15 protein-coding genes are annotated in these 20,237 nt (G+C 47.3%); 9 read left to right on the top strand and 6 right to left on the bottom strand.

What is annotated here, in order from left to right; genetic code table 11:
• Positions 1–239 precede the first annotated feature (239 nt).
• The 4 genes from CBP31_RS01015 to CBP31_RS01000 all read right to left on the bottom strand — a co-directional run bounded on the left by CBP31_RS01015 (position 240) and on the right by CBP31_RS01000 (position 5,220).
• On the bottom strand, positions 240–1,175 hold the full coding sequence (locus CBP31_RS01015; protein WP_087034470.1) for an EamA family transporter: 936 nt from the start codon (positions 1,173–1,175) through the stop codon (positions 240–242).
• Between the two features lie 521 nt (positions 1,176–1,696).
• Complete coding sequence (locus CBP31_RS01010; RefSeq protein ID WP_087034469.1) at positions 1,697–2,431, bottom strand: ribonuclease activity regulator RraA; 735 nt, start codon at positions 2,429–2,431, stop codon at positions 1,697–1,699.
• A 345-nt stretch (positions 2,432–2,776) separates the two neighbouring features.
• On the bottom strand, positions 2,777–4,354 hold the full coding sequence (locus CBP31_RS01005; RefSeq protein ID WP_087034468.1) for an aldehyde dehydrogenase (NADP(+)): 1,578 nt from the start codon (positions 4,352–4,354) through the stop codon (positions 2,777–2,779).
• Positions 4,355–4,443: 89 nt separating this feature from the next.
• On the bottom strand, positions 4,444–5,220 hold the full coding sequence (locus CBP31_RS01000) for an SDR family NAD(P)-dependent oxidoreductase (protein WP_087034467.1): 777 nt from the start codon (positions 5,218–5,220) through the stop codon (positions 4,444–4,446).
• 505 nt (positions 5,221–5,725) lie between these two features.
• Here CBP31_RS01000 and CBP31_RS00990 point away from each other — a divergent pair.
• The 3 genes from CBP31_RS00990 to CBP31_RS00980 are packed head-to-tail and all read left to right on the top strand — an operon-like array spanning position 5,726 to position 8,693.
• Positions 5,726–6,694: a tripartite tricarboxylate transporter substrate binding protein gene (locus tag CBP31_RS00990; protein WP_087034465.1), complete on the top strand. Its 969-nt coding sequence runs from the start codon at positions 5,726–5,728 to the stop codon at positions 6,692–6,694.
• Positions 6,695–6,720: 26 nt separating this feature from the next.
• On the top strand, positions 6,721–7,191 hold the full coding sequence (locus CBP31_RS00985) for a tripartite tricarboxylate transporter TctB family protein (protein WP_087034464.1): 471 nt from the start codon (positions 6,721–6,723) through the stop codon (positions 7,189–7,191).
• Entirely contained in the window at positions 7,191–8,693 is a 1,503-nt protein-coding gene (locus CBP31_RS00980; protein WP_227875085.1) for a tripartite tricarboxylate transporter permease, read from the top strand. Before CBP31_RS00985 ends, CBP31_RS00980 begins: the two co-directional genes overlap by 1 nt.
• 128 nt (positions 8,694–8,821) lie before the next feature.
• Here the strand turns inward: CBP31_RS00980 and CBP31_RS00975 are convergent, their stop codons facing one another.
• Positions 8,822–11,257 carry a mechanosensitive ion channel domain-containing protein gene (locus CBP31_RS00975; RefSeq protein ID WP_227875084.1) on the bottom strand — a complete coding sequence of 812 codons (2,436 nt, stop codon included), beginning with the start codon at positions 11,255–11,257 and terminating at the stop codon, positions 8,822–8,824.
• A 543-nt stretch (positions 11,258–11,800) separates the two neighbouring features.
• Between CBP31_RS00975 and CBP31_RS00970 the strand changes: the two genes are divergently transcribed.
• The 4 genes from CBP31_RS00970 to CBP31_RS00955 all read left to right on the top strand — a co-directional run bounded on the left by CBP31_RS00970 (position 11,801) and on the right by CBP31_RS00955 (position 15,321).
• Positions 11,801–13,411, top strand: a complete 1,611-nt coding sequence (locus tag CBP31_RS00970) for a flavin monoamine oxidase family protein (RefSeq protein WP_227875083.1) — start codon at positions 11,801–11,803, stop codon at positions 13,409–13,411.
• A 9-nt stretch (positions 13,412–13,420) separates the two neighbouring features.
• Positions 13,421–13,825: a c-type cytochrome gene (locus CBP31_RS00965; RefSeq protein ID WP_087034462.1), complete on the top strand. Its 405-nt coding sequence runs from the start codon at positions 13,421–13,423 to the stop codon at positions 13,823–13,825.
• A gap of 115 nt (positions 13,826–13,940) precedes the next feature.
• Positions 13,941–14,453, top strand: coding sequence for a RidA family protein (locus CBP31_RS00960; protein WP_227875082.1), 513 nt, complete (start codon positions 13,941–13,943; stop codon positions 14,451–14,453).
• Between the two features lie 421 nt (positions 14,454–14,874).
• Positions 14,875–15,321, top strand: a complete 447-nt coding sequence (locus CBP31_RS00955) for a hypothetical protein (protein WP_087034461.1) — start codon at positions 14,875–14,877, stop codon at positions 15,319–15,321.
• Between the two features lie 223 nt (positions 15,322–15,544).
• On the opposite strand, the gene CBP31_RS00950 is transcribed toward CBP31_RS00955, so the two are convergent.
• The gene (locus tag CBP31_RS00950; RefSeq protein ID WP_087034460.1) at positions 15,545–16,834 is read right to left on the bottom strand and encodes a DUF2254 domain-containing protein; all 1,290 of its coding nucleotides are present in this window, start codon (positions 16,832–16,834) and stop codon (positions 15,545–15,547) included.
• 195 nt (positions 16,835–17,029) lie between these two features.
• On the opposite strand from CBP31_RS00950, the gene CBP31_RS00945 reads away from it, so the two are divergent.
• Together CBP31_RS00945 and CBP31_RS00940 are read left to right on the top strand one after the other, a co-directional pair.
• Entirely contained in the window at positions 17,030–18,496 is a 1,467-nt protein-coding gene (locus CBP31_RS00945) for a phospholipase D-like domain-containing protein (protein ID WP_087034459.1), read from the top strand.
• Between the two features lie 368 nt (positions 18,497–18,864).
• Positions 18,865–20,046, top strand: a complete 1,182-nt coding sequence (locus CBP31_RS00940; protein WP_227875081.1) for an MFS transporter — start codon at positions 18,865–18,867, stop codon at positions 20,044–20,046.
• The last annotated feature ends 191 nt before the right edge of the window (positions 20,047–20,237 follow it).

The following is a 20,237-nucleotide window of genomic DNA, read 5'->3' as shown; positions in this document are numbered from 1 at the left end:
CTGAATTGTCGCAAAATTTTAACATTATCAGCTGTTTTTCTGCAAGGTAAGATCTCTGCAAGCTAATATAATAGAGTGTATAACCTAGCATGAAGGATATGATTGTTACAAAAAATAACAAGTATGGTGAGCAGTGTTTTATTTGTCATTTTGTATGGGGTACAGTTTCGCAGTTTTTGGTTTATGACTACCGACCATACGCTTTAGTAAAGGGTCGTATTCTTACCCAGCTTACAGCCTCAGGATGGCTTTGGTGGCAGCCTGTCTGGCGTCTTTGCATAAGCGAGCATAACTATCCCACAGACCACAATTAGCCCACCTACAATCTGTATTCCGCCTAAAAACTGATCGAGTATTAGCCAGCCGAATATCAGTCCGGCTACGGGCTCCATGTTCATTACTGGCGCGTTGCGAGCAATATCCAAGCGCGTGATAAAGGTGAACAGTATGGAGAATGCGGTGCCATACAATACGGCCAAACTGCCTAGTGCAATCCAGCCAGTGGGGGCGGTAGGCAAGCTCATTCCGCCCGGAACCAGCCCTGCTGCGCCGACTATGGTTGTCGTGGTGAATACTACCGCAAGCGTTAGCATGCTACGTACTAAGCCGGACATGCTGTCCAGGCGATGGTCTGTAATCCACAGGGCACAAGCAAATACGCCAGCGGCAGTGAGGCTAAATAACATACCTTCTATAAAGCTGGCATCAATTTCACCGGGATTGGCGAGGCGAGACGGTAAGTCGAGCGCGAGCACCAAACCAAACAAAATAAGGCCCATCAATAAACTAGCGCGGCCCGTTGGGCGTGAACCACCGAGAGCCCAGGTAAGCAAAGCCAATAAGATAGGTGCGAGGTTAACCACCAGTAACGTTAAGGCAACTGGAATGCGTGCAACGGCGGAATAGATGCAAAAGCTTTGGATGGCAATTAATAGTCCCATCAACAACTGCCAACCCCAAGCTTGAGGCTTGAAGCGAAGTGATTCTCGCCGCCAAATGATCAAGGATACCAACGCCAGCATGGTTACCCCTGAACGGCTGAGTATGGCGAGCAATAAACCGGCGTCATGATCAAAAGCAATGCGTGCAGCCACATGATTACCGGCGAAAGAGCACGCCAGCAGGGCGAGAACCAAAACGGCGATATGCCGGGGTAATAGGGCAGACGAACTCATGACAGCAATTTCCGTTTTAGGTGGATTTACTCGCACTAAGTACTTGCAAGTAGTGATCGCAAGTAGAAGTGGCGGCTTACAACCGTATGTATAACAAGCAGACCATGCCATTCATTAGATTTATCGTATAAAGAGCTAAATCCGCTGGGTGCAAACTCAATGGTCATAAAGAGTGATTGACGGGCGAGAGGTCCAATATTTCTTATAGCAAGCTACTATTGTAGCCTAAATAAATTTTGAGCAAACATGCAATTATGAAGCATGAATACTATCACTACATTCGCAATATTACCTTTGGTAAGCTGGTAACAAACAGATAATGGGAAACATTAATATATAAAGTTATCTTGAATTTAGTCGTGTCGAAGCTTATAGCTAATCTCGTTAATAAGTAGGATAACCCAACGATCACTGTATCTCTTTATTTATTAGTTTTTATAAAAATCAAATCGACAGTCATATCGTCAGGTTATATATATTTTTATTATTTATGCGTGTACTAAGCAATTTATAATGATGATTTAACGATTTTCCATGTAAGTTTGATATTCAGCTTGGGTTTGCTCGTTAGGTGGATAAAGACCAATCACTGGCGTACCCATACGGACTTTTTCAAGTACGTAATCTTCAAACGCTTCCATTTTCACTGCTTCTTCAGCGATTTCTTCAGCAATATCGAGCGGTATCACGATAATACCGTCGTTATCACCGACTAGTACGTCACCCGGAAATACAGCGACGCCGCCGCAGCCAATGGGTACTTGGATATCAACGCCATGGTGCTTAGTTAGGTTGGTGGGTGCGCTAGCTTTTGCGCTAAAAACCGGCATCTTCATAGTCGCGGCATGCTCTGAGTCACGAATGCCCGCATCAGATACAAAGCCTGCACAATTACGGTACTCAAGACGGCTAAGCAAAATACTGCCAGCACTGGCCGCTGAAGCGTCTTGACGGCAGTCAGAGACTAAAATCATGCCTTCAGGAACTGTTTCTACGGCAAGACGCTGAGGGTGCTGAGGATCTCTGAAGGCGGCTACCGTGTCGATGTCTTCACGTGCAGGAATGTAACGTAGGGTGAATGCTTGGCCAACCATTTTTACGGTGCCGTTATTCATCTTGCTCACACCTTGAATGTAGGTATTACGCAAGCCACGCTTGAACAAAATGGTATGCAATGACGCAGTAGATGCGCGCATCAAGCCTGCTTTAGCAGTGCTAGATAATGTCTTAGTTGGTGCGTTCTCAAGTGTACTCATGTCAGTTTCTCTTTATGAATGTTGGAGTGTACGAACAGACTATAGGTGTCTTTATTGAACAAATCAAACAAATACTTACAACTTTATTTTTCTAGTGGGTAATTACGGTTTTGTTTGTTATCTTGTTGTTTTTATTGGTTTAAATGTTTATTTTATTGTGTGTGTTATTTGTTTTTACGTATTTAAGTAAATTAATTACGACTAAAAACCATTTTGGTAACTAGTTGTTTTGTTGTTTGAGGTGTCTTTGCCTACGTGATGGAGACGTAGGTCATTTCAATGTATTGCAGGTTGATCGCAGGCGAGGATCAATGAGTGAGATCCCAGCCTGCGAAGTGAGCGACGTTACTCGCGTATACCGTTTAACAAGCGCGAAATAGCCAGCGGGTTGTCGTCTCTGAGTGCCTCAGGTAATAACATTTGCGGCAGATCTTGGTAGCACACTGGGCGCAAGAATCGGTAAATAGCCGCGGTTCCAACGGAGGTGCTCCGGCTATTCGAGGTTGCAGGCCAAGGGCCGCCGTGAACCATTGCTTGGCATACTTCAACACCCGTGGGCCAGGTATTGGCGAGAATTCTGCCGGCCTTACGTTCAAGAGTGGGTAACAGCCTCTTAATGGCGTCGTGGTCGGCTTCATCCATGTGCAATGTGGCGGTCAACTGGCCTTCAAGGTGCTCCAGTACTTCTTGTAGCTGCGTCATATCCGAGCATTCGATAATTAGCGAGCAGGAGCCGAAGACTTCGGCGTGTAGCCTTTCATCACTGATAAAGTCTGTCGCACTGGCCAAAAACAGCGTGCTATGGCACGGGCTTTTTGACTCGGTAGGGAGGTTGCTAGCAGCAATCTCGCTAACTTTTCCACTGTCACGCAATTGCTTAAGCCCCGCGCTGTAAGCTGCGTAAATACCAGGAGTCAGCATGGTTTGTGGTGCACTGGTACTGACGGCATCAGCTGCGGCCGCCATGAAACGACCAAGCGCCTCACCTTTTATAGCCAAGATCAACCCCGGGTTGGTGCAAAACTGTCCAGCCCCCATATTAAGTGATGCAATAAAGGCGTGCCCCAGAGCGTCAGCTCGGGCTTCTAATGCCGCCGGCATGAGGATTACCGGGTTTATGCTGCTCATTTCGGCATAAACTGGAATGGGTTGTGGGCGATTGTTAGCGGTGTGCATCAGTGCGGTGCCGCCGCTACGTGAGCCGGTAAAGCCAACAGCCTGAATACGAGGGTCGGTAATGAGTGCTTGGCCCAGATCGTTACCCGCCCCGTACAGTAATGAAAATACGCCCTCGGGAAGTTTACAAATCGCCACCGCTTTTTGCACCGCACGACCTACCAGCTCGGAAGTGCCGGGGTGAGCTGAATGAGCTTTAACAATGACCGGACAACCGGCAGCGAGTGCCGAGGCGGTATCGCCACCGGCTACTGAAAAAGCCAGAGGAAAGTTGCTGGCGCCAAAAACAGCTACTGGGCCCAACGCTATTTGTCGTTGGCGCAGATCGCTACGAGGGTGGGGGCTGCGATCCGGGAGTGCTGAGTCAATGCGAACATCTAGCCACTCGCCGGCACGAATAACGTTAGAGAAAAGCCGTAATTGACCACAAGTCCGGCCACGCTCACCTTCTAACCTTGCACGTGGTAGGCCGGTTTCAAGCATGGCGCGTTCGATCAGAACGTCTCCAAGCGCTTCAATTTCCGTCGCAATTGTCTCTAGAAAATCCGCTCGGTCAGTTAATGTCGTCTCGCGATAACTGTCAAATGCCGACCATGCTAACTGACAGGCCAGTTCAACCTCACTCATAGAGCCACTGCCATAGCCCGGCTCTATGCGTTGGCCGGTAGCAGGGTTGATGGCGTAAATTGGCTTACCGGTCGCTGCGATAGATTGTTGACCGATAAGCTGGTGTCCTTGGAGATCCATAAAAGTATCCTAAAGAGAGTTGAACAAAGCGCCCCTGCCTAATTCACAAGGGCGTAACCACGCGCTGCACCATTAATAGCTAACAGCGATTACGGGCACATCTGTCCGCCGTTAACGTCAATCACTTGACCGGTGATGTAGCCGCTCGCCTGATGTGAAGCCAAAAACAGGTACGTAGGTGCACATTCTTCGGATGTACCGAAACGGCCCATAGGGATTGAGTTGCGGATCTTTTCTTTCAACTCGGCGCTTTTGTCTTCATGGAATGCGGTGTCGATGGTGCCAGGTGCTACCACGTTGAAACGGATATTGCTGGCGGTGAATTCTTTCACCCAGTTACGATGCAAATTGTGAATGATCGCTTTAGATCCACCATAGAGGCATGCGCCTAGGCCACCACCTTCACGGCCCGCAATGGAGCCTGTGCTGATCACCGCCGCGGTGTTGCCGCTCTTAGCTGCAGAAGCTTTGAGGTGGGGAATGGCATACTTGGTGGTCATAACAACCGAACGAATGTTCAGGTCAAAAACCAGGTCATAAGCCGCGTCATCAAGGTTTTCAAGGCCAACACGTATGCCTAAGCCGCCCGCGTTATTAACTAACACATCCAGTGCGCCGAACTGCCCTACAAATTCGCTAACCAGTGCGGCACATTCCTCACTCCGGCTGAGATCGTGCTTAAAGTAGGCAAAGCTAGCACCTAGGCTTTCAAGTTGAGCAATTGCCTGCTCTGCATCAGCGTCCAGAATGTGACTGTTGATACCCACCACAGCGCCTTGCTTGGCGAACTCCAACGCGGCCGCTAAACCGATACCTTTAGTTGAGCCGGTAACTAAAATTTTCTTATTTTTCAGATCGTTAAACATATTAATTCCTTGGGTTTTAAGTTGGCTTCACTGGGTGTGAATGCTGCGAGTACTCAGTTGCTACAGGGGTTAGACGTTCACAATATAGCGTAGGGAGACGGAGGTGGCAAACAAATAATTACAACTAATGAGTGGTGGGCGTTATACTGATTATACATTCTCATTAGTCATTGAAATTTCTTAAAATAGATGAATTGCATATGTATATTTAAGCTTAACTGTAATTAAAACAGCATCTTACATTCTTTTTTCTGTTTGGTTCTGCTTCTGCCTCATCATTTTATTATCCTTTACGATGATTTTTTGTGACATGTGGTTAATAAATAAAATACATAGTTGTAAATACTTGCAAATTGTTTTTGCCGCGTTGATACTGCTTGAGGCGAGTCGGGCACTTTGAGGTAGCACACCTGCCATTCGTTTTGTATGAGGCTCCACACCACATTTTTTGCGGTGTATACGAACCCCAGACCTGCTAAACCCTATAAAATAATGAGGTTTTTAAATGTATAAACTATCTAATGTTCTCTGCGCCACCGTACTGACTGTTGCTGCTGGTAGTGCTTACGCTGCAGCTGATTATCCATCTAAGCCGATTACTTTGATTGTGCCTTGGTCTGCTGGAGGTGGCTCAGATGCCGTAGGCCGTCAACTGGCAATGGGGCTTCAAAAGGAGCTTGGTCAGCCGGTCAATGTTGTTAACAAAACCGGCGGGGCTGGCGTCATTGGGCACATGACCATGAAAAGAGCGAGACCCGATGGTTACACTTTGGGATTGGGTACTGCTGAAATAGCCACCTATAAGCACATAGGTACGGCGGATATTTCATATACCGACTTCACGCCTATCGCTTTGCTTAACGTCGATTACGCCAGCTTTACTGTAAATACTGACTCGCCTTGGAAAAATCTAAGCGAGGCGTTGGCCGACCTCAAAGCAAAACCTAATACTTATACCGTCTCGGGTTCTGCTCCGGGTGCTGCCTATCACCTGTCGTTTGCCGGTTTTATTGATCAGCAAGGTATCGATCCTCAAACTATCAACTTAGTGCCCAGCGAAGGTGCCGCTCCCGGCTTACAAGAGCTCGCAGCCAATGGTGTTGATATTGTTTTTAATTCACTGCCAGAAACTGAGTCTATGAGTAAATCAGGCCGGATCCGTACACTCGCGGTACTGTCGAATGACCGCTTGAGTACCTTTCCGGATGTGCCTTCTGCAAAAGAAGTAACCGGTGAAGAGTGGGTTCAAGGCTCGTGGCGTGGTTTGGTTGGGCCAGCTAATTTGCCAGAGGATGTGGTCGCTCGCTTATCAATAGCTGCGGATAAGGTTTTCAACTCAGAGATGTTTCAAACCTTTATGGTCGGCCGTGGATTTGGTCCTGTATGGGCTGATGCCGCTGGGTTTGAGGCATATATGAAAGAACAAGATGAAAAGAATGCAATAACGATTAAAAAACTTGGTCTGGCCAACTAAGCCTAAACAACTCAGAGGACAGCCGTATGCGCAGTAATGACAAGATCACAGGGTTAGTGACAGTACTATTTGGGGTGTTGGTAATAACTAACTCCAGAGGACTGGTTAATTTACCGCAGCAGGAATATGGGGCAGGAACCTTCCCTGTCGTTATTGGAGTGTTATTAATCGCGTTTGGTGGGCTGTTGACGGTTCGAGGATTGCGTAATAACGGTCCTTGGATGGTGTGGGCAAATGAAGTACCTATCATACGTTTTTACTTAACCTTATTGGCAATAGTCGCGGCAATCATTGTCTATATATTGTTGACGCCAGTACTCGGCTTTCCTGTGGTGGCAACTGTGCTGCTTAGCCTATTGTTATATTTCTTTTATCGGCCGAGCTGGACCATATCTATTATTACTGCTGTGGTTTCTACTGCTGTTATCTGGGGGGTATTCGGTCGCCTGCTACAGGTGCCGCTGGAACTGGGTATCTTAGAGAAGGTGATTTACTAATGGATAGTTTCCTCGCTGCTACCTCAATGGTGTTCACGTGGGAAGTGATGTTTATCATTCTCGCCGCATCAATATTTGGGCTCTTTATGGGCGCCATTCCGGGACTGACGGCCACCATGGCCACCGCGTTATTAGTGCCGGTTACCTTCTTTATGGAACCTTTGCCAGCGATTGCTGCGATAGTTTCAGCCACCGCAATGGCCATCGTTGCAGGAGATTTACCCGGTGCGCTGCTACGTATGCCAGGGACGCCTGCATCAGCTGTATATACTGATGAAGCCTACCTTATGGGTAAGCAAGGGAAGGTGGGGGTCGCCCTTGGCCTTAATGTTACTTGCTCTATGATTGGTGGCGTGATCGGCGTTATATGTTTGGCGACACTTGCTCCGCTTATCGCTGATTTTGCAATACAATTTACCAGTGATGAGTACTTCTGGCTCGCGTTACTAGGGTTGTCTTGTGCCATTTTGGTGTCGGGCGGTGACCCATTAAAAGGTGCAATATCGATGTTTGCCGGTTTGGCTATCTCCATGGTGGGTATGGATAGCGTTTCAGGCCAAACTCGTTTTACATTGGGTAGTTATGACTTGCTGGCGGGTATTTCTATTTTACCGGTACTGATTGGCTTGTTTGCAATTTCAGAGCTGATCCGGCGCATGCCGGAAAGTAAAAATGCACGCCCGCAAGTTCAAACACAGGTCAAAAAGCCATTCGCAGGTGTAGGTTCACTGCTTTGGAAGTACAAATTTGGTGTTGCCCGAAGCGGGGTGCTGGGTACCTTGATTGGCGCGCTGCCAGGAGCAGGGGCTGACATTGCCTCATGGATTAGCTACGCCATTGCGCGCAAGTTTTCGCGTACGCCTGAAAAATTTGGCACTGGCCACCCAGAAGGGCTGATCTCTGCTAGCTCTGCTAATAATGCATCATTATCCGGTGCTTATATTCCTGCACTGGTATTTGGTATTCCTGGCGATACTATTACGGCGATTATTATTGGTGTTTTGATGACGAAGGGCATCACACCCGGGCCTGATGTGTTTGTTAACGAAGCACCATTAGTGAACGCTATCTTTATGGTGTTCATCGTTGCTAATGTGCTGCTGCTTCCGCTGGGATTTTTAGCAATCAAAGGGGCGCGGCATATACTCTCAATACCTTCTGGTGTGCTATATCCATTGATTCTGGTTTTTTGCATGGTGGGTGCGTTTGCCGCTAATAATTCGATGTTCGATATCTGGATTATGCTGGCATTCGGCTTGCTTGGTTTTGTTATGTCAGAGAATGATTTCCCAGTTGGTCCTTTAATTCTTGCCGTTATTCTTGGGCCTATTATAGAAAGTAACTTTATGCGGTCGATAATTAAGGCAAATGGAGATTTAACCGCATTTGTAGAACGGCCTATCGCGACAGTGCTGGCCGTGGCTGCGGTGCTGATTTGGGGGATGATTGTAGTGAATGGTATTGCAGCAACTCGCCGTAAAACTAATATGTCATTTAGTTAATAAATGGCACGCAAGGTTTATGTGTTAGCCCTTCTAAATCAGAAACTTAAGCCGAACCGCTAGCGCCGCACAAAAAAGGCCACGCAATTGCGTGGCCTTTAACGTTATAAAAACGAACTCATGACTAACTAGTCGTCGTTGTCATTGGGGGCATCATCACTGAGGTGTGATGCAGCAGTGGGTTTAGCTTTCAGCTTCACGTTCAATGGCTTAGCTTGGCGTTCTTCAGTGGCAGCCTGTTCAACCGCGTGCTCCATAAGTTGCACGTTCGCGGCGGGTGCCGAGCCTGCTTTATCTACACCAAAATACACAGTGCTGTGCGGGAACGGAATTTCGATACCGGCCTGCTCAAAGTACTGCTTCACTAAGCGGTTATAAGCGCGACCCACGGCCCATTGCATACCCGGTGTGGTTTTAATACGCACCCGAATATTCACCGAGCTGTCGGCCAAGGCCACTACTCCTGACACTTCCAGTGCATCCAGCACTTCGCGCTTCATGTCTTGACTGGCGGCTAGTTCATCAAAGGCAAGCTGCAGCTGGTTAATGGCCGCATCTATGCTCTCGCGATACGCCACACGGTATTCGCCCACATGATAACCAAACTCACGCATGTAGTTAGACACCGTATCCACGCTAGAGAAGGGAATAATGTGGTAAGTACCGCTTAAGTCGCGAATGCCCACTGAGCGAATACTGAGCTTCTCGGCGGTGCCGGTAATGCCCGCTAAGGTCACCACATCACCGGTATTCATGGCATTTTCGATTTGAATAAACACGCCGGTAATAATGTCTTGCACCAGCTTTTGTGCACCAAAACCAATGGCCAGGCCCAGCACACCGGCACCGGCAATAAGCGGACCAATATTAATGCCAATTTGTGAGAGGGCAATCATAAAGGTCATGGTGGCCAAGGTAATGGCCAAGGCGTTTCTAAACAGCAGTAACAGCGTTTGCGCGCGTGCAGAAGGCTGACCGGATCCGGTTTCTGGGTTCAGTTTATGCTCAATCAAGCTGGCTAATAATACCCATAGCAGGGCGGCGACCGCCAAAATAATGGCTACGGCAATCACTTTACTCATAAGTTTGCCGCCGGCTTCAGACTCATACCAGGCGTTTAAATCCACGATGTACCAAGCATTCAGCACTAATAGCACCGCCATGCTCACTATGAGTATCCGCAAAAAACGCAGCGCCGTGGGCACATAACTATTAATGCGCGGCTCCAGCAACGGCAGTTTGCGGCGCAAATCGTCAGATAAGCTAATGTGACGGCCGATGGTTTGGCTGAGCAAAGTGGACAACAAAATGGCCACCACAATCACTGCCAGCGTTTTCAACGTGGCATACAGCACAAAGGGCAATGCTTCGGCGGGGCTGAGTAACGTCAGCACAAACACGGTAGCAAAGTAGGCCAGTGCAATTAAATGCCAAGTACGGGATAACAAGATCAGGCTAAATTGCCCGGCAGAGAGGGTACTTTTTTCAGCTTGCAGTCGAATCGCCCGGCGCAGTCGCAGACGGTTCTTTAGAATTACGATCACTGCATAAATAAAGGCTATCAGCATAATTAAGGTATTAATGGCTTGGCTCAAGGTGGGAGACACATTAATGTTCACCAAGGGCTCCAATACCATAACCCCATAGCCCACTAAGCCGATCAGCAGCGCAAACCAGCGGTTCCAGTAGCGGGCTTCTCGTCCGTTGATGGGCAATAAACGCAGACCGTCATAACCCGACGAGAACAAGACTCTTAAGCCGGCCTTCAATAACTCAATCACCAAAAAGGCATTTAAAAATAATGAAGCCTGGGTGGTGAGCTCACCGGTTTGGCCGATCACAAAGGTGGCAATCAAGCTCCCCGCGGCATACGCCAAACCGAGCGCCAATATATCCACCACCGCCGCAACAGCTACCCCGACCACCAACCGCAACACCGGCGTTTTGCTTGAGCTGTGGGCTTCGTTGGTAGCTTCATCGTTATGAGCAACGGCAATATGTTCATGAATGCTTTCACTATTACTTTCACTATTGCTTTCACTGTGGCGTGACCAATGGCTTAAGCGGGTAAAGATAGGGCGGGCCAAACGTCGTAACAGCCAAAATATGACCCAAGTGGCGATAATCACCAAACCCAGATTAATGCTGGCGCTAACAAACTTACTCATTTTAAAGTTGCCGTTATCGCCATCTATATCGCCCATCAACAGCGATTGGATAACGTTGGCCAAACTATGAAACTGTTTGCCCATATCACCGGCAATGTTGCGGGTGGTGTCGGCGAGTTGTTTAGTCTTCGAGGGCTCATCCGTTTGCTCGCTAGGCGATGCTGCGGGCGAGTCTTGCGCTGCTTGGGTTTGTGATGCTGGCAGTTTTTGTTGCTCAGACAGTAAGTGCAGCTGCTCAATAAGCTGAGTACGGGTTTGCTCATTTTCTAGAATTTCAGCAAGCGCATCATAAGGAGCAGGAGAGGGTGGAGTTGCGCTTTGTGCATGCGCCACGCTCATTAATGGAGCACAAAGCATCCATAAGAGTAGCAGCGTGAGAGATTTCAATTGGTTCACCAGTGGCCTCCGATCGGCGGTCAGCGTTATGGGTTAGGAGTGAAGATGCTGGCATTGCTTATGCTAGAGAAGCAATGCGATGGGCTAGGGTAACACAGCATTTATCGTCATGTTAGTTATCAAATACTTACGATTATTGGTAGCACACAAAATGCTAAGTGCACTAAGTAGTTTGCGGCATTTATACGAAAATGATCCTAGAATTAGCGCAGTAATGATGCTCTCAACTAACAGTAAGAGCCCTAAGCACACTGGTAGACTAGTTTGAGTCATTTGGCTGGGAAATATTAAATAAAGATAATTTTTAATCTGTAATTCCCTTTTTTTGCGGTCTAGATCACTGTTTGTGAGCTATTATTTAACGGTTTATGAACAAAGGCGTAACCTTAAAGCAGGGTTAGGTTGTAAGCCAAACTCTAACTACCAAACCCACACTACCAAGCTCTCAATATAGGTTATGCAGGACAACGGCATCAGCACACTATTTGCCCTATGCCTACTCACTGGGCGCTAACATGAAACAGCCGCTGGAGATAAAAGAATATGGAACCAACTCGAGGTGTAAGTAGACGCGCAGTATTATCTTGGATTGGTAAAACCGCCGGCGCCGCCGCTATGTATCAGGCGATGACCACCCTAGGTTTTGCCAGTGAATCTAAATTTGATAAAGACAACTACCAACTCTCGGGCGAGGCCCCTAAAGGCTCGACCGTCTTGATTTTAGGCGCAGGCCTAGCCGGTATGACCGCAGCCTATGAATTACGCAAAGCCGGTTATAATGTTAAGTTGTTGGAATACAACCAAAAAGCCGGCGGGCGTTGTTGGACCTTAAGAGGAGGGGACTCTTACACCGAATTAGGCGGTGCTAAACAAGAGTGTAAATTTGATGAAGGTTTATATATCAACCCCGGCCCGTGGCGCATTCCTTACCACCACCATGCGGTGTTGCATTACTGCAAACAGTTTAACGTGAAGCTGGAAGTCTTTAGCCAAATTAACCATAACGCCTATGTGCACAGCTCTAAAGCTTTTGGCGGCAAGCCGAAGCGCTATCGTGAGGTGAACGCAGACTTTCAAGGGCACATTGCAGAATTGCTGGCCAAGTGTGTAAACCAAAAAGGCCTAGACGATGCCATGAGCAAAGATGATACCGAGCGGCTGCTATTAGTGATGCGCCAATGGGGATCGCTCAACGGTGATGACAAATACGTGAAGTCTGTAGAAGCCAGCTTAATGCGTGGCTACGATGTCATGCCCGGCGGCGGCCTAATGCCAGCTGAACAGTACGGCGAGCCCATGGGCGGCATAGAGTTGCTCAACTCCGACTTATGGCAGCATCTACAAACCGGTAACCTGTTTGAATACCAAAGCACTATTTTTCAGCCCATCGGCGGCATGGACATGATTGCCAAAGGCTTTGAAAAAGAAGTGGGTAGCCTTATTCGCTATAGCAGTAAGGTCACCAAAATCCACCAGGATGATAAAGGCGTTACTGTCAGCTATGTAGACAGCGAAAAGCCCGGCGACACCATGACCGAGTCTGCGGACTGGTGCGTGTGTACTATACCATTGTCGATTCTGGGCCAGATCCCCGCCAACTTTAGCGGTAAGTTGAGCAGTGCCATTCGCGCCGTCCCTTATGATACCAGTGTGAAAGTGGGCTTGCAGTTTAAGCGTCGCTTCTGGGAAGAAGATGAACATATTTACGGCGGCATCAGCTACACGGATCTACCGATAGAGATGATCAGTTATCCCAGTACCGATTTTCACTCCGGCGGTAAAGGTGTCTTGCTGGGCGGCTATTTGTGGGATGCGAACTCCTACGAATTTACCGCCATGTCACCCGAAATGCGAGTGAAAAAAGCCCTCGAGTATGGCGCACAAATACACCCGCAATATAAGGAAGAGTTTGATAACGGTATCGCGGTAGCTTGGCACAAAGTGCCGTGGACCAACGGTTGTTATGGCCTATGGACGCCGGAATCACGAGAAGCCCATTACAAAAACTTATGTGAAATTGATAACCGCATCGTATTAGCCGGTGAGCACGCCTCTTATATTCCCGCGTGGATGGAAGGCGCAATCTTATCGTCACTGGATGCCGTTAATCGCTTGCACGCTCATGCCCAAGCCGCCAAAAAAGCCGAAGCTTAATAGGAGTTAATGATGAAAAAATTAACCACATCCGCTCTTATGCTAGCCGCCAGTTCTTTGATGAGCGTTGGGGCGTTAGCAGGTACTCCCAGCGTATCTGAGAGTGGCCAGTTTGAGCAAAAAACCGGTGAAGAGCTGTATAGCAGCATTTGCCAAGGCTGCCACATGGAAGACGGTAAAGGCGTGCACACGGGCGCCGGTTTTTATCCGGCCCTTGCCAATAACCCTAAGCTCAGCTCCGCAGGTTATCCCATATATGTGCTAACCAATGGTTTTGGCGGCATGCCGAGTTTTAAGAGTTACCTCTCAGACGAGCAGATAGTTGAAGTTGTAAACTATGTGCGCACTCACTTTGGTAACGACTACTCAGAAAAAGTCACCATTGAAGAGGTAAAGGCGGTCACTAAACGCTAAACCAAGCGGCGCTAAGCGAAAGTTTGGCGCCGTAAATAGGGCGCTTAACCAAATATCCATTTATTCATACATGCATAAAATATGTAACACTTATCTAACCCTTTAAGGAGCTTAAATGAGCACACTGATTTCTGGCTACAAAATGTCCGGTCTAGCCATGGGCCTCATGATGCTGACTGCCGCAAGTTCAGCTCAAGCCGCAGAAGGTGAGCTAATTCGCCATAAACTCCCAAACTCTGATTTTCCTATTTCATTGGCGGTAGAAGTACCGGCCAATAAAACAGTGGTGCACTTAAGCGGTCAAGTGCCTACCGTGATTGACGAGAAAGCCGACCCTAACAGCTTAAAAGCTTTCGGCACCATAGAAGAACAAACCGTCTCTACTTTAAAGGCTGTCGAAAAAAGCTTAGAGAGCCTCAACCTCACTATGGGCGATGTGTATCGCATGCAGGTGTTCTTGGTGGCAGAAGAAGGCAAAGTTGATTTTTCTGGCTTTATGAAAGGCTACACTCAGTTTTTTGGTACTAAAGAGCAGCCTAACTTACCGGTACGCTCAGCAGTAGAAGTAGCTGCACTGGTTAACCCAGGCTGGTTAATCGAAATTGAAGTCTCCGCCGTACGCCCTTAATTTACATTATGTAATAAGTTTACAGCGTTATTGAAGAGCTGCCGCCTTATGAAAATAAGGCGGCTTTTTATTGTCTATAGCATGGGCAAACATATCGCGCTTATATTCTCAGTCGACATTGCTTATAATCAACCAGCTTCATTTGGGTTTAAAGTTTCGTTGCAATAGCGGTTGTAAATCAAGCCGTTAAGCAGGTGACCAAGGTTAAGTTAAATCGGAAATGAGGCAGTAGTCGCCTACAAGGCTCGGCGGTAGCCTGCCAGCTCGCCATCTGTTTTCGCATAAATCACGGGTGAAGAGCTTAAAAATAGCGGTAAACCTTAGTTTTAAAGAGCCTAAACAAGGCAAATTACACGGTCGCAGCGTAGTAGTACCTGCGTTTGAGGCATTAGGCATATCAACATTCAATTACGGAAAGTTTATGAAAAAATTTGCTGGCATTTTAATAATGACTGTTTTTTTCTCTGGATATGCTTCTGCAAAGTGCGATAGAGATGAACAAACCATTTTCTCCTGTCTCACAGGTAAAAGTAAGCTGATCGAAGTTTGCGATGCGGGAAAGACTGTCAGTTATTCTTTTGGTTTTCCGAATTCAAAACCAGAAATTGTTGTAACCGTTCCACGTAATAAAGCCAGCACATACCAATGGGAAGGCATTGGCCGTTACATCACCTATTCTGTAAATATTCCGAACGGCAACACAGATTACAACGTATTTTGGTCAGTCGATAAGCTGTCTGACGAACATGCCGTCGAGGCAGGGGTAAATGTAGAAATCAACCAAGAATTGGTTGCTACCGTTAAATGCGTTGGTGAAAAAAGCATCGTTCAAAATATTGAAGGCATTGAGCTCCAACGAACAGAATGAGTACCTAACAAGAGCTCAAGAGCGTTGGCATTTTCTGTCAGTAGCATTACGCATGTGCACACTTAGGCATGCAGCGAGTTGCCCATGTCAGTAGCTGCCAACCTGATGCTGGCGGCTCGTGTAGTGCTTAAAAATCAGTATTTAGTGCTGGGTGTTTAGCTAATCCTCATCGTGGTTTTTTAACATGATCATTATGAGCGTCTGCTCTGGTTATCAACTCCAGTTAGCGTGTGGTTGTTATTCGAGCGGAGCTCAGCTCTACCAGCGCCTCATGTGCATGACTTACCCGTTCCAGATCATGCTCGAATGTTATTTCCTGTTGTGCGCGTTTGAAGGAGAGGTTCGCCCACTTGCAAGCGGCGTTCCTTAAATCTGGGTCTTCTGTTTGAACGAGCCAGGCGAGTGATTTCTGTATCCATATCCCAACTTCCGCCGAGCCCACTCCATCTCTGCAAATAGCTGCGTATGAATCCTCAAGAACATCGTTCACATCGAGTGGTGTCACAAACACTCGTTCTAGTTCCGGCTCTATAAGTTCATCGTCTGGTAGCGAACTATTCCAGTCGCGAATTATTCGTGACATCCGGATGACGATATCGATGGCAGTTCCTGGATCATTGATCCCAGGTGAAAGTGCCCTTGAGCCAATCTCGGACATTGCGATCAGTCCAAAGCGCGGGTCATTGCCAAACGTGCGGCGATCGCCAAGGTCGAAAGCTCCAAGGAGGTCAGACATATCCAGCTCCGTATTGGCAGATACGGATTGCACTGTCAGTAATTTGCGCTGCGGATGTATGAAAGCACCGGGCAAGCTTTGAAGGTAGATGAAAGCGTCGTTGTCCTTGGCCCATTGATTCAACCGACCCGTGTCAATTTGGCGAATGAAACCAAACTGTTCCGAGAAGAGATCTATACCGCCCTCCGGGATTTTATCCACGGGCTGTCCTCCCAGTGGAGCGCTGCGAGGCCAGAGCTGAAAAGCTTCACGCGTTGCCGTATCGACCTTTTCTATCGTGTTACCCATGCGTCCGAGACGAGCGATATTGTCGACCCAGCGAACAAACGTCACTACGACCCAAGCAAAAATCGAAATAGTCAGGAGAAAAATTACAAAGCGTCCGGCGACAGCAAAATAGCCAATCTTGATTGCGATAATCCCAACTATGCTAAAAATGAATGCCCCTATGAAGCTGGACAGGGCCGTCTGTGATAAGCCATCTGAAATAATCAAAGTAAATGCTCTCGGCGTCGCGCTGCCTCCTGCTGATGCATAGGCTGATACCATTGAAGCCACCGCGAAGGTAGCAACGCCTAACATGCTAGCCGAAATGACCGTCAATAATTTTTCGATGGTTTCGATGCTGATGTCGGGAACCGTATTCTGGTTCGGTAAACTATCCGCAAAATGTGATACCAATACAGCAAGCACAGCCAGGAATGCATAGCCGAGTGGCTTAATCCAAAGCTTTTCCTGCAAATTTTGAATCGTGAACTTGATTTTATTACGGATCATCTTGAGCACTCCAACTGGGCTTCCTGCGTGGTGGGTTGCCGTCTTTATACTAAAATTCGTAGGCGATGCACTACTTTATTTTCACGAACACAACAATTTTAGTCTGGTAGGTTTATTTGATTTCGCAATCTGCTTAAATTGTAGTTATTGGGTGGGTTATATTGTTGTGGTTAGTCACCAACGGAGGGTCTTTTCATGTCGTCTAATTCGATTGCCCGTCTTTCCATTTTTCAGCCAGGGATAAACTGCGCAGCGGTAGAACTCGCAGATCATGTATCGGTTATCATAGATGGTGAGGAATATTTCGCTGACCTTCAAGAAGCGTTATTGGCTGCTAAGCACCAAGTTGTATTTATCGGTTGGGATTTCGATACTAGGGTCAGTTTACAAGGTGGAAACGGATCAGAAAGCCTCCGCGCTTTCATTGTCCGTCTGCTCAAAAGGAATAAAACCCTACGCATTTATATTTTGAAATGGAACTTTGGCGCCTTAAAGATTCTGCTTCGCGGACGAATGATTTTCACCATAGTGCGTTGGATGTTTAGTAATCGTTTAAGAATTAAGTTTGACGGGATGCATCCAATTGGCGCGAGCCATCATCAAAAACTCGTGATAATCGATGGTGGTATGGCATTTTGCGGAGGCATAGATGTCACCAGCGGAAGGTGGGATACGCGCGAACACCTAGAGAACGATCCTCGACGGGTCTCGCCGGACGGCGAGCCTTTAGAACCCTGGCATGACATTTCGATGGCACTGAGCGGACCCGCCGCGAGCCGATTGCACGATCTGGCCTCAGAGCGGTGGGAGCGGGCCACCGGAAAGCCTTTACCAACAGTCGAGAATGCGGCGCATTGGTCTTTGCGAAAACCGTCCGACTTCGAGTCTGTCACAGTCGCGATAGCGCGAACTCGCGGAGAGTTTCGTGACGTGCAATCGATTAGAGAAAATGAGGCTCTGTTTCTCGATATGATAGCGACAGCGAAAAATTTCGTTTACGTCGAAAACCAGTACTTCGCATCAAGAACTATTGCGGCCGCCATCGCTCGCCGTCTTAAGGAGGAAGACCCACCAGAGTTTGTTGTTATTATGCCGCAGACCGCGGACGGTTGGCTGGAACAGGTTGCGATGGATACGGCGCGTAGCCAGTTAGTAGCGATGTTGGCCACGACGGATGCACACCAGCGGTTTCGTATTTATCATCCTTTTACTGAAGGCGGTACCCCTGTTTACGTGCACGCCAAGCTCATGATTGTAGACGACCGAATCATTCGCATCGGATCCTCAAATATGAACAACCGCTCGCTTGGATTTGATAGCGAGTGCGACGTAGCGATTGATGCAAGTGCCAACAGCGGCCAGAGTATAGAGACGAAGATCAGCGAAATCCGTGCTGGTTTAATTGCCGAACATCTCAACACCCCCATCGAAGAGGTACATCGCCTCCTGCTCGGCAAAGGTAAGATGATCGCCGCTATCGAAACATTGAGGGGAACAGGGCGTTCGCTTCGACCTTTCGAGCAGGAGGATAATGACGAATTAGCGGCATATGTGGCTTCTCAGAACTTACTTGATCCAGTAGGCGAGGATCAGCAGCAATGCGAGAGCCTTAGCGGAAGCCGGCGGTTACATCGACGCATTTGGGATAAAATAAAAAAATGAATTAAAGGGGGTAAAGCCCTTTTTAAGCCTAGGCCCTGTCTTCTGGTCCTAAATTAGGGAACCCTTACCCGCCCTAACTAACGAGCAACCCATGTGAATTGGTTTGATTTCCTTAAGGTATCTAAACTTGAAAGATTCGAGTTTGATGTATTGAGGAGGCTCCCGCTACTGTACACATTTTGGGGGCGGCGAGTGCCCATGCCAGCCGCTGCCAACATTGCTGGCGCATGCAGATGAACACTGCCACATAAGTTATACGTGACTACTTATGTCTATTGGATTAGCCAATGTGTACCGCCTGTTTTAACATACGTTAACCTCGCAACAGCCAAGGCACTAAACTTTAAAAACCTATGGAAAAACAAATTGTGAGTACTCAAAATATTTATCATAAAACCGCTAGTCTTTTTCCGTGGATGATTATGATCTTGATGTCGTCAGTGACCTTTGTAGGGATACTGTCGGAGTTGATGCCCTCGGGTGTTCTCCCATTAATGATGGCTGATCTCAATATTAATGAGATTCAAACAGGTAATTTGGTTGGCTATTATGCAATTGCTTCAGCGATATTTGCAATTCCTCTCATTTCAATGACGATGCAATTCAATCGCAAGCACTTGTTGCTGCTTTTGTTGAGTGGATTTTCCGTTTCAAACATTATCGTAGGACTCGTTCACGATTATAACGTTATTGTTTTTCTTAGGATTATCGGAGGCATTTGTGCAGGGGTGATGTGGCCAATGATTGCAGCCTACGGGATGCGGTTGGTAGATGAGAAACATCATGGGAAGGCGATTGCGGTCATTATGGCGGGCACCACGTTGGGAATTAGTATTGGAATGCCCATAATGACTACTATTGGGAATGAATATGGCTGGCGAGCTGAGTTCGTTGGCCTTGGAGTGGTTATTCTTGCCATTGCAGTTATTAGTTTATTTGCTTTGCCTTCAATACCCGGAGAAAAGCTCACCAAAAGCTCCTCACCTTTTGCCGTGTTAAGGAATCCAGCTGTTCTAGTCATTCTATTGCTTACCCTGCTTGGCGTTACCGCACATTATGGTGCCTATGTGTACATCACCAGCCTTGTTGATGAAATTGATCTAGCGGGAGGCATTGAAAGTGCCTTATTGTTTTTTGGTATAGGTTCCATGATTTCTGTTTTGTTGGCTATAAAACTTACCGACAAATATCTGAGACTATTAACCATCACTATGTTTGCATTACTTATTATTTCTATGATCACGTTACTGATGTTTGGTAGAACAATAGGGGTGGGGCATGTTGCTTTCTTTTTGTGGGGGCTTTCGTTTGGCCCATTAGTTACCTTAATGCAGGCAGCGGTCAGCAGACAGGTAGAAAACGCTAAAGATGTTGCCACGTCAGTACAGTCCTCTGTATTCAATCTCTCCATTATGATCGCATCTTCTGCTGCAGGGCTACTTCTGGGAGTTTATTCTCCGATGAGCTTGGTGTACTTTGCCGTTGTTTTATCTATTCCGGGTATCATCATCTCATTTTTTGCGAAAAAGACGTTAAGTAGATCGCTTTAGAAAAATTTCCGCCCAGAAGGTGAGTCTTCGTGGGCACTGGAAACCGTCGACGAATAAAATAGTATAGTTAGCAGCGCCATTGCGTCGGCTGAGTGTCATTTAAGTTAGCGCCATTGATTTTGAAAGAATTAATGATATAAATCCATACCGACTTCCACCCACCACAGAGATCAAAGGTGACATTAAGTCAC

The sequence above is a fragment of the Oceanisphaera profunda genome (assembly GCF_002157895.1).
GTDB lineage: Bacteria > Pseudomonadota > Gammaproteobacteria > Enterobacterales > Aeromonadaceae > Oceanimonas > Oceanimonas profunda.
This window is presented reverse-complemented; position numbering and strand designations above follow the sequence as displayed.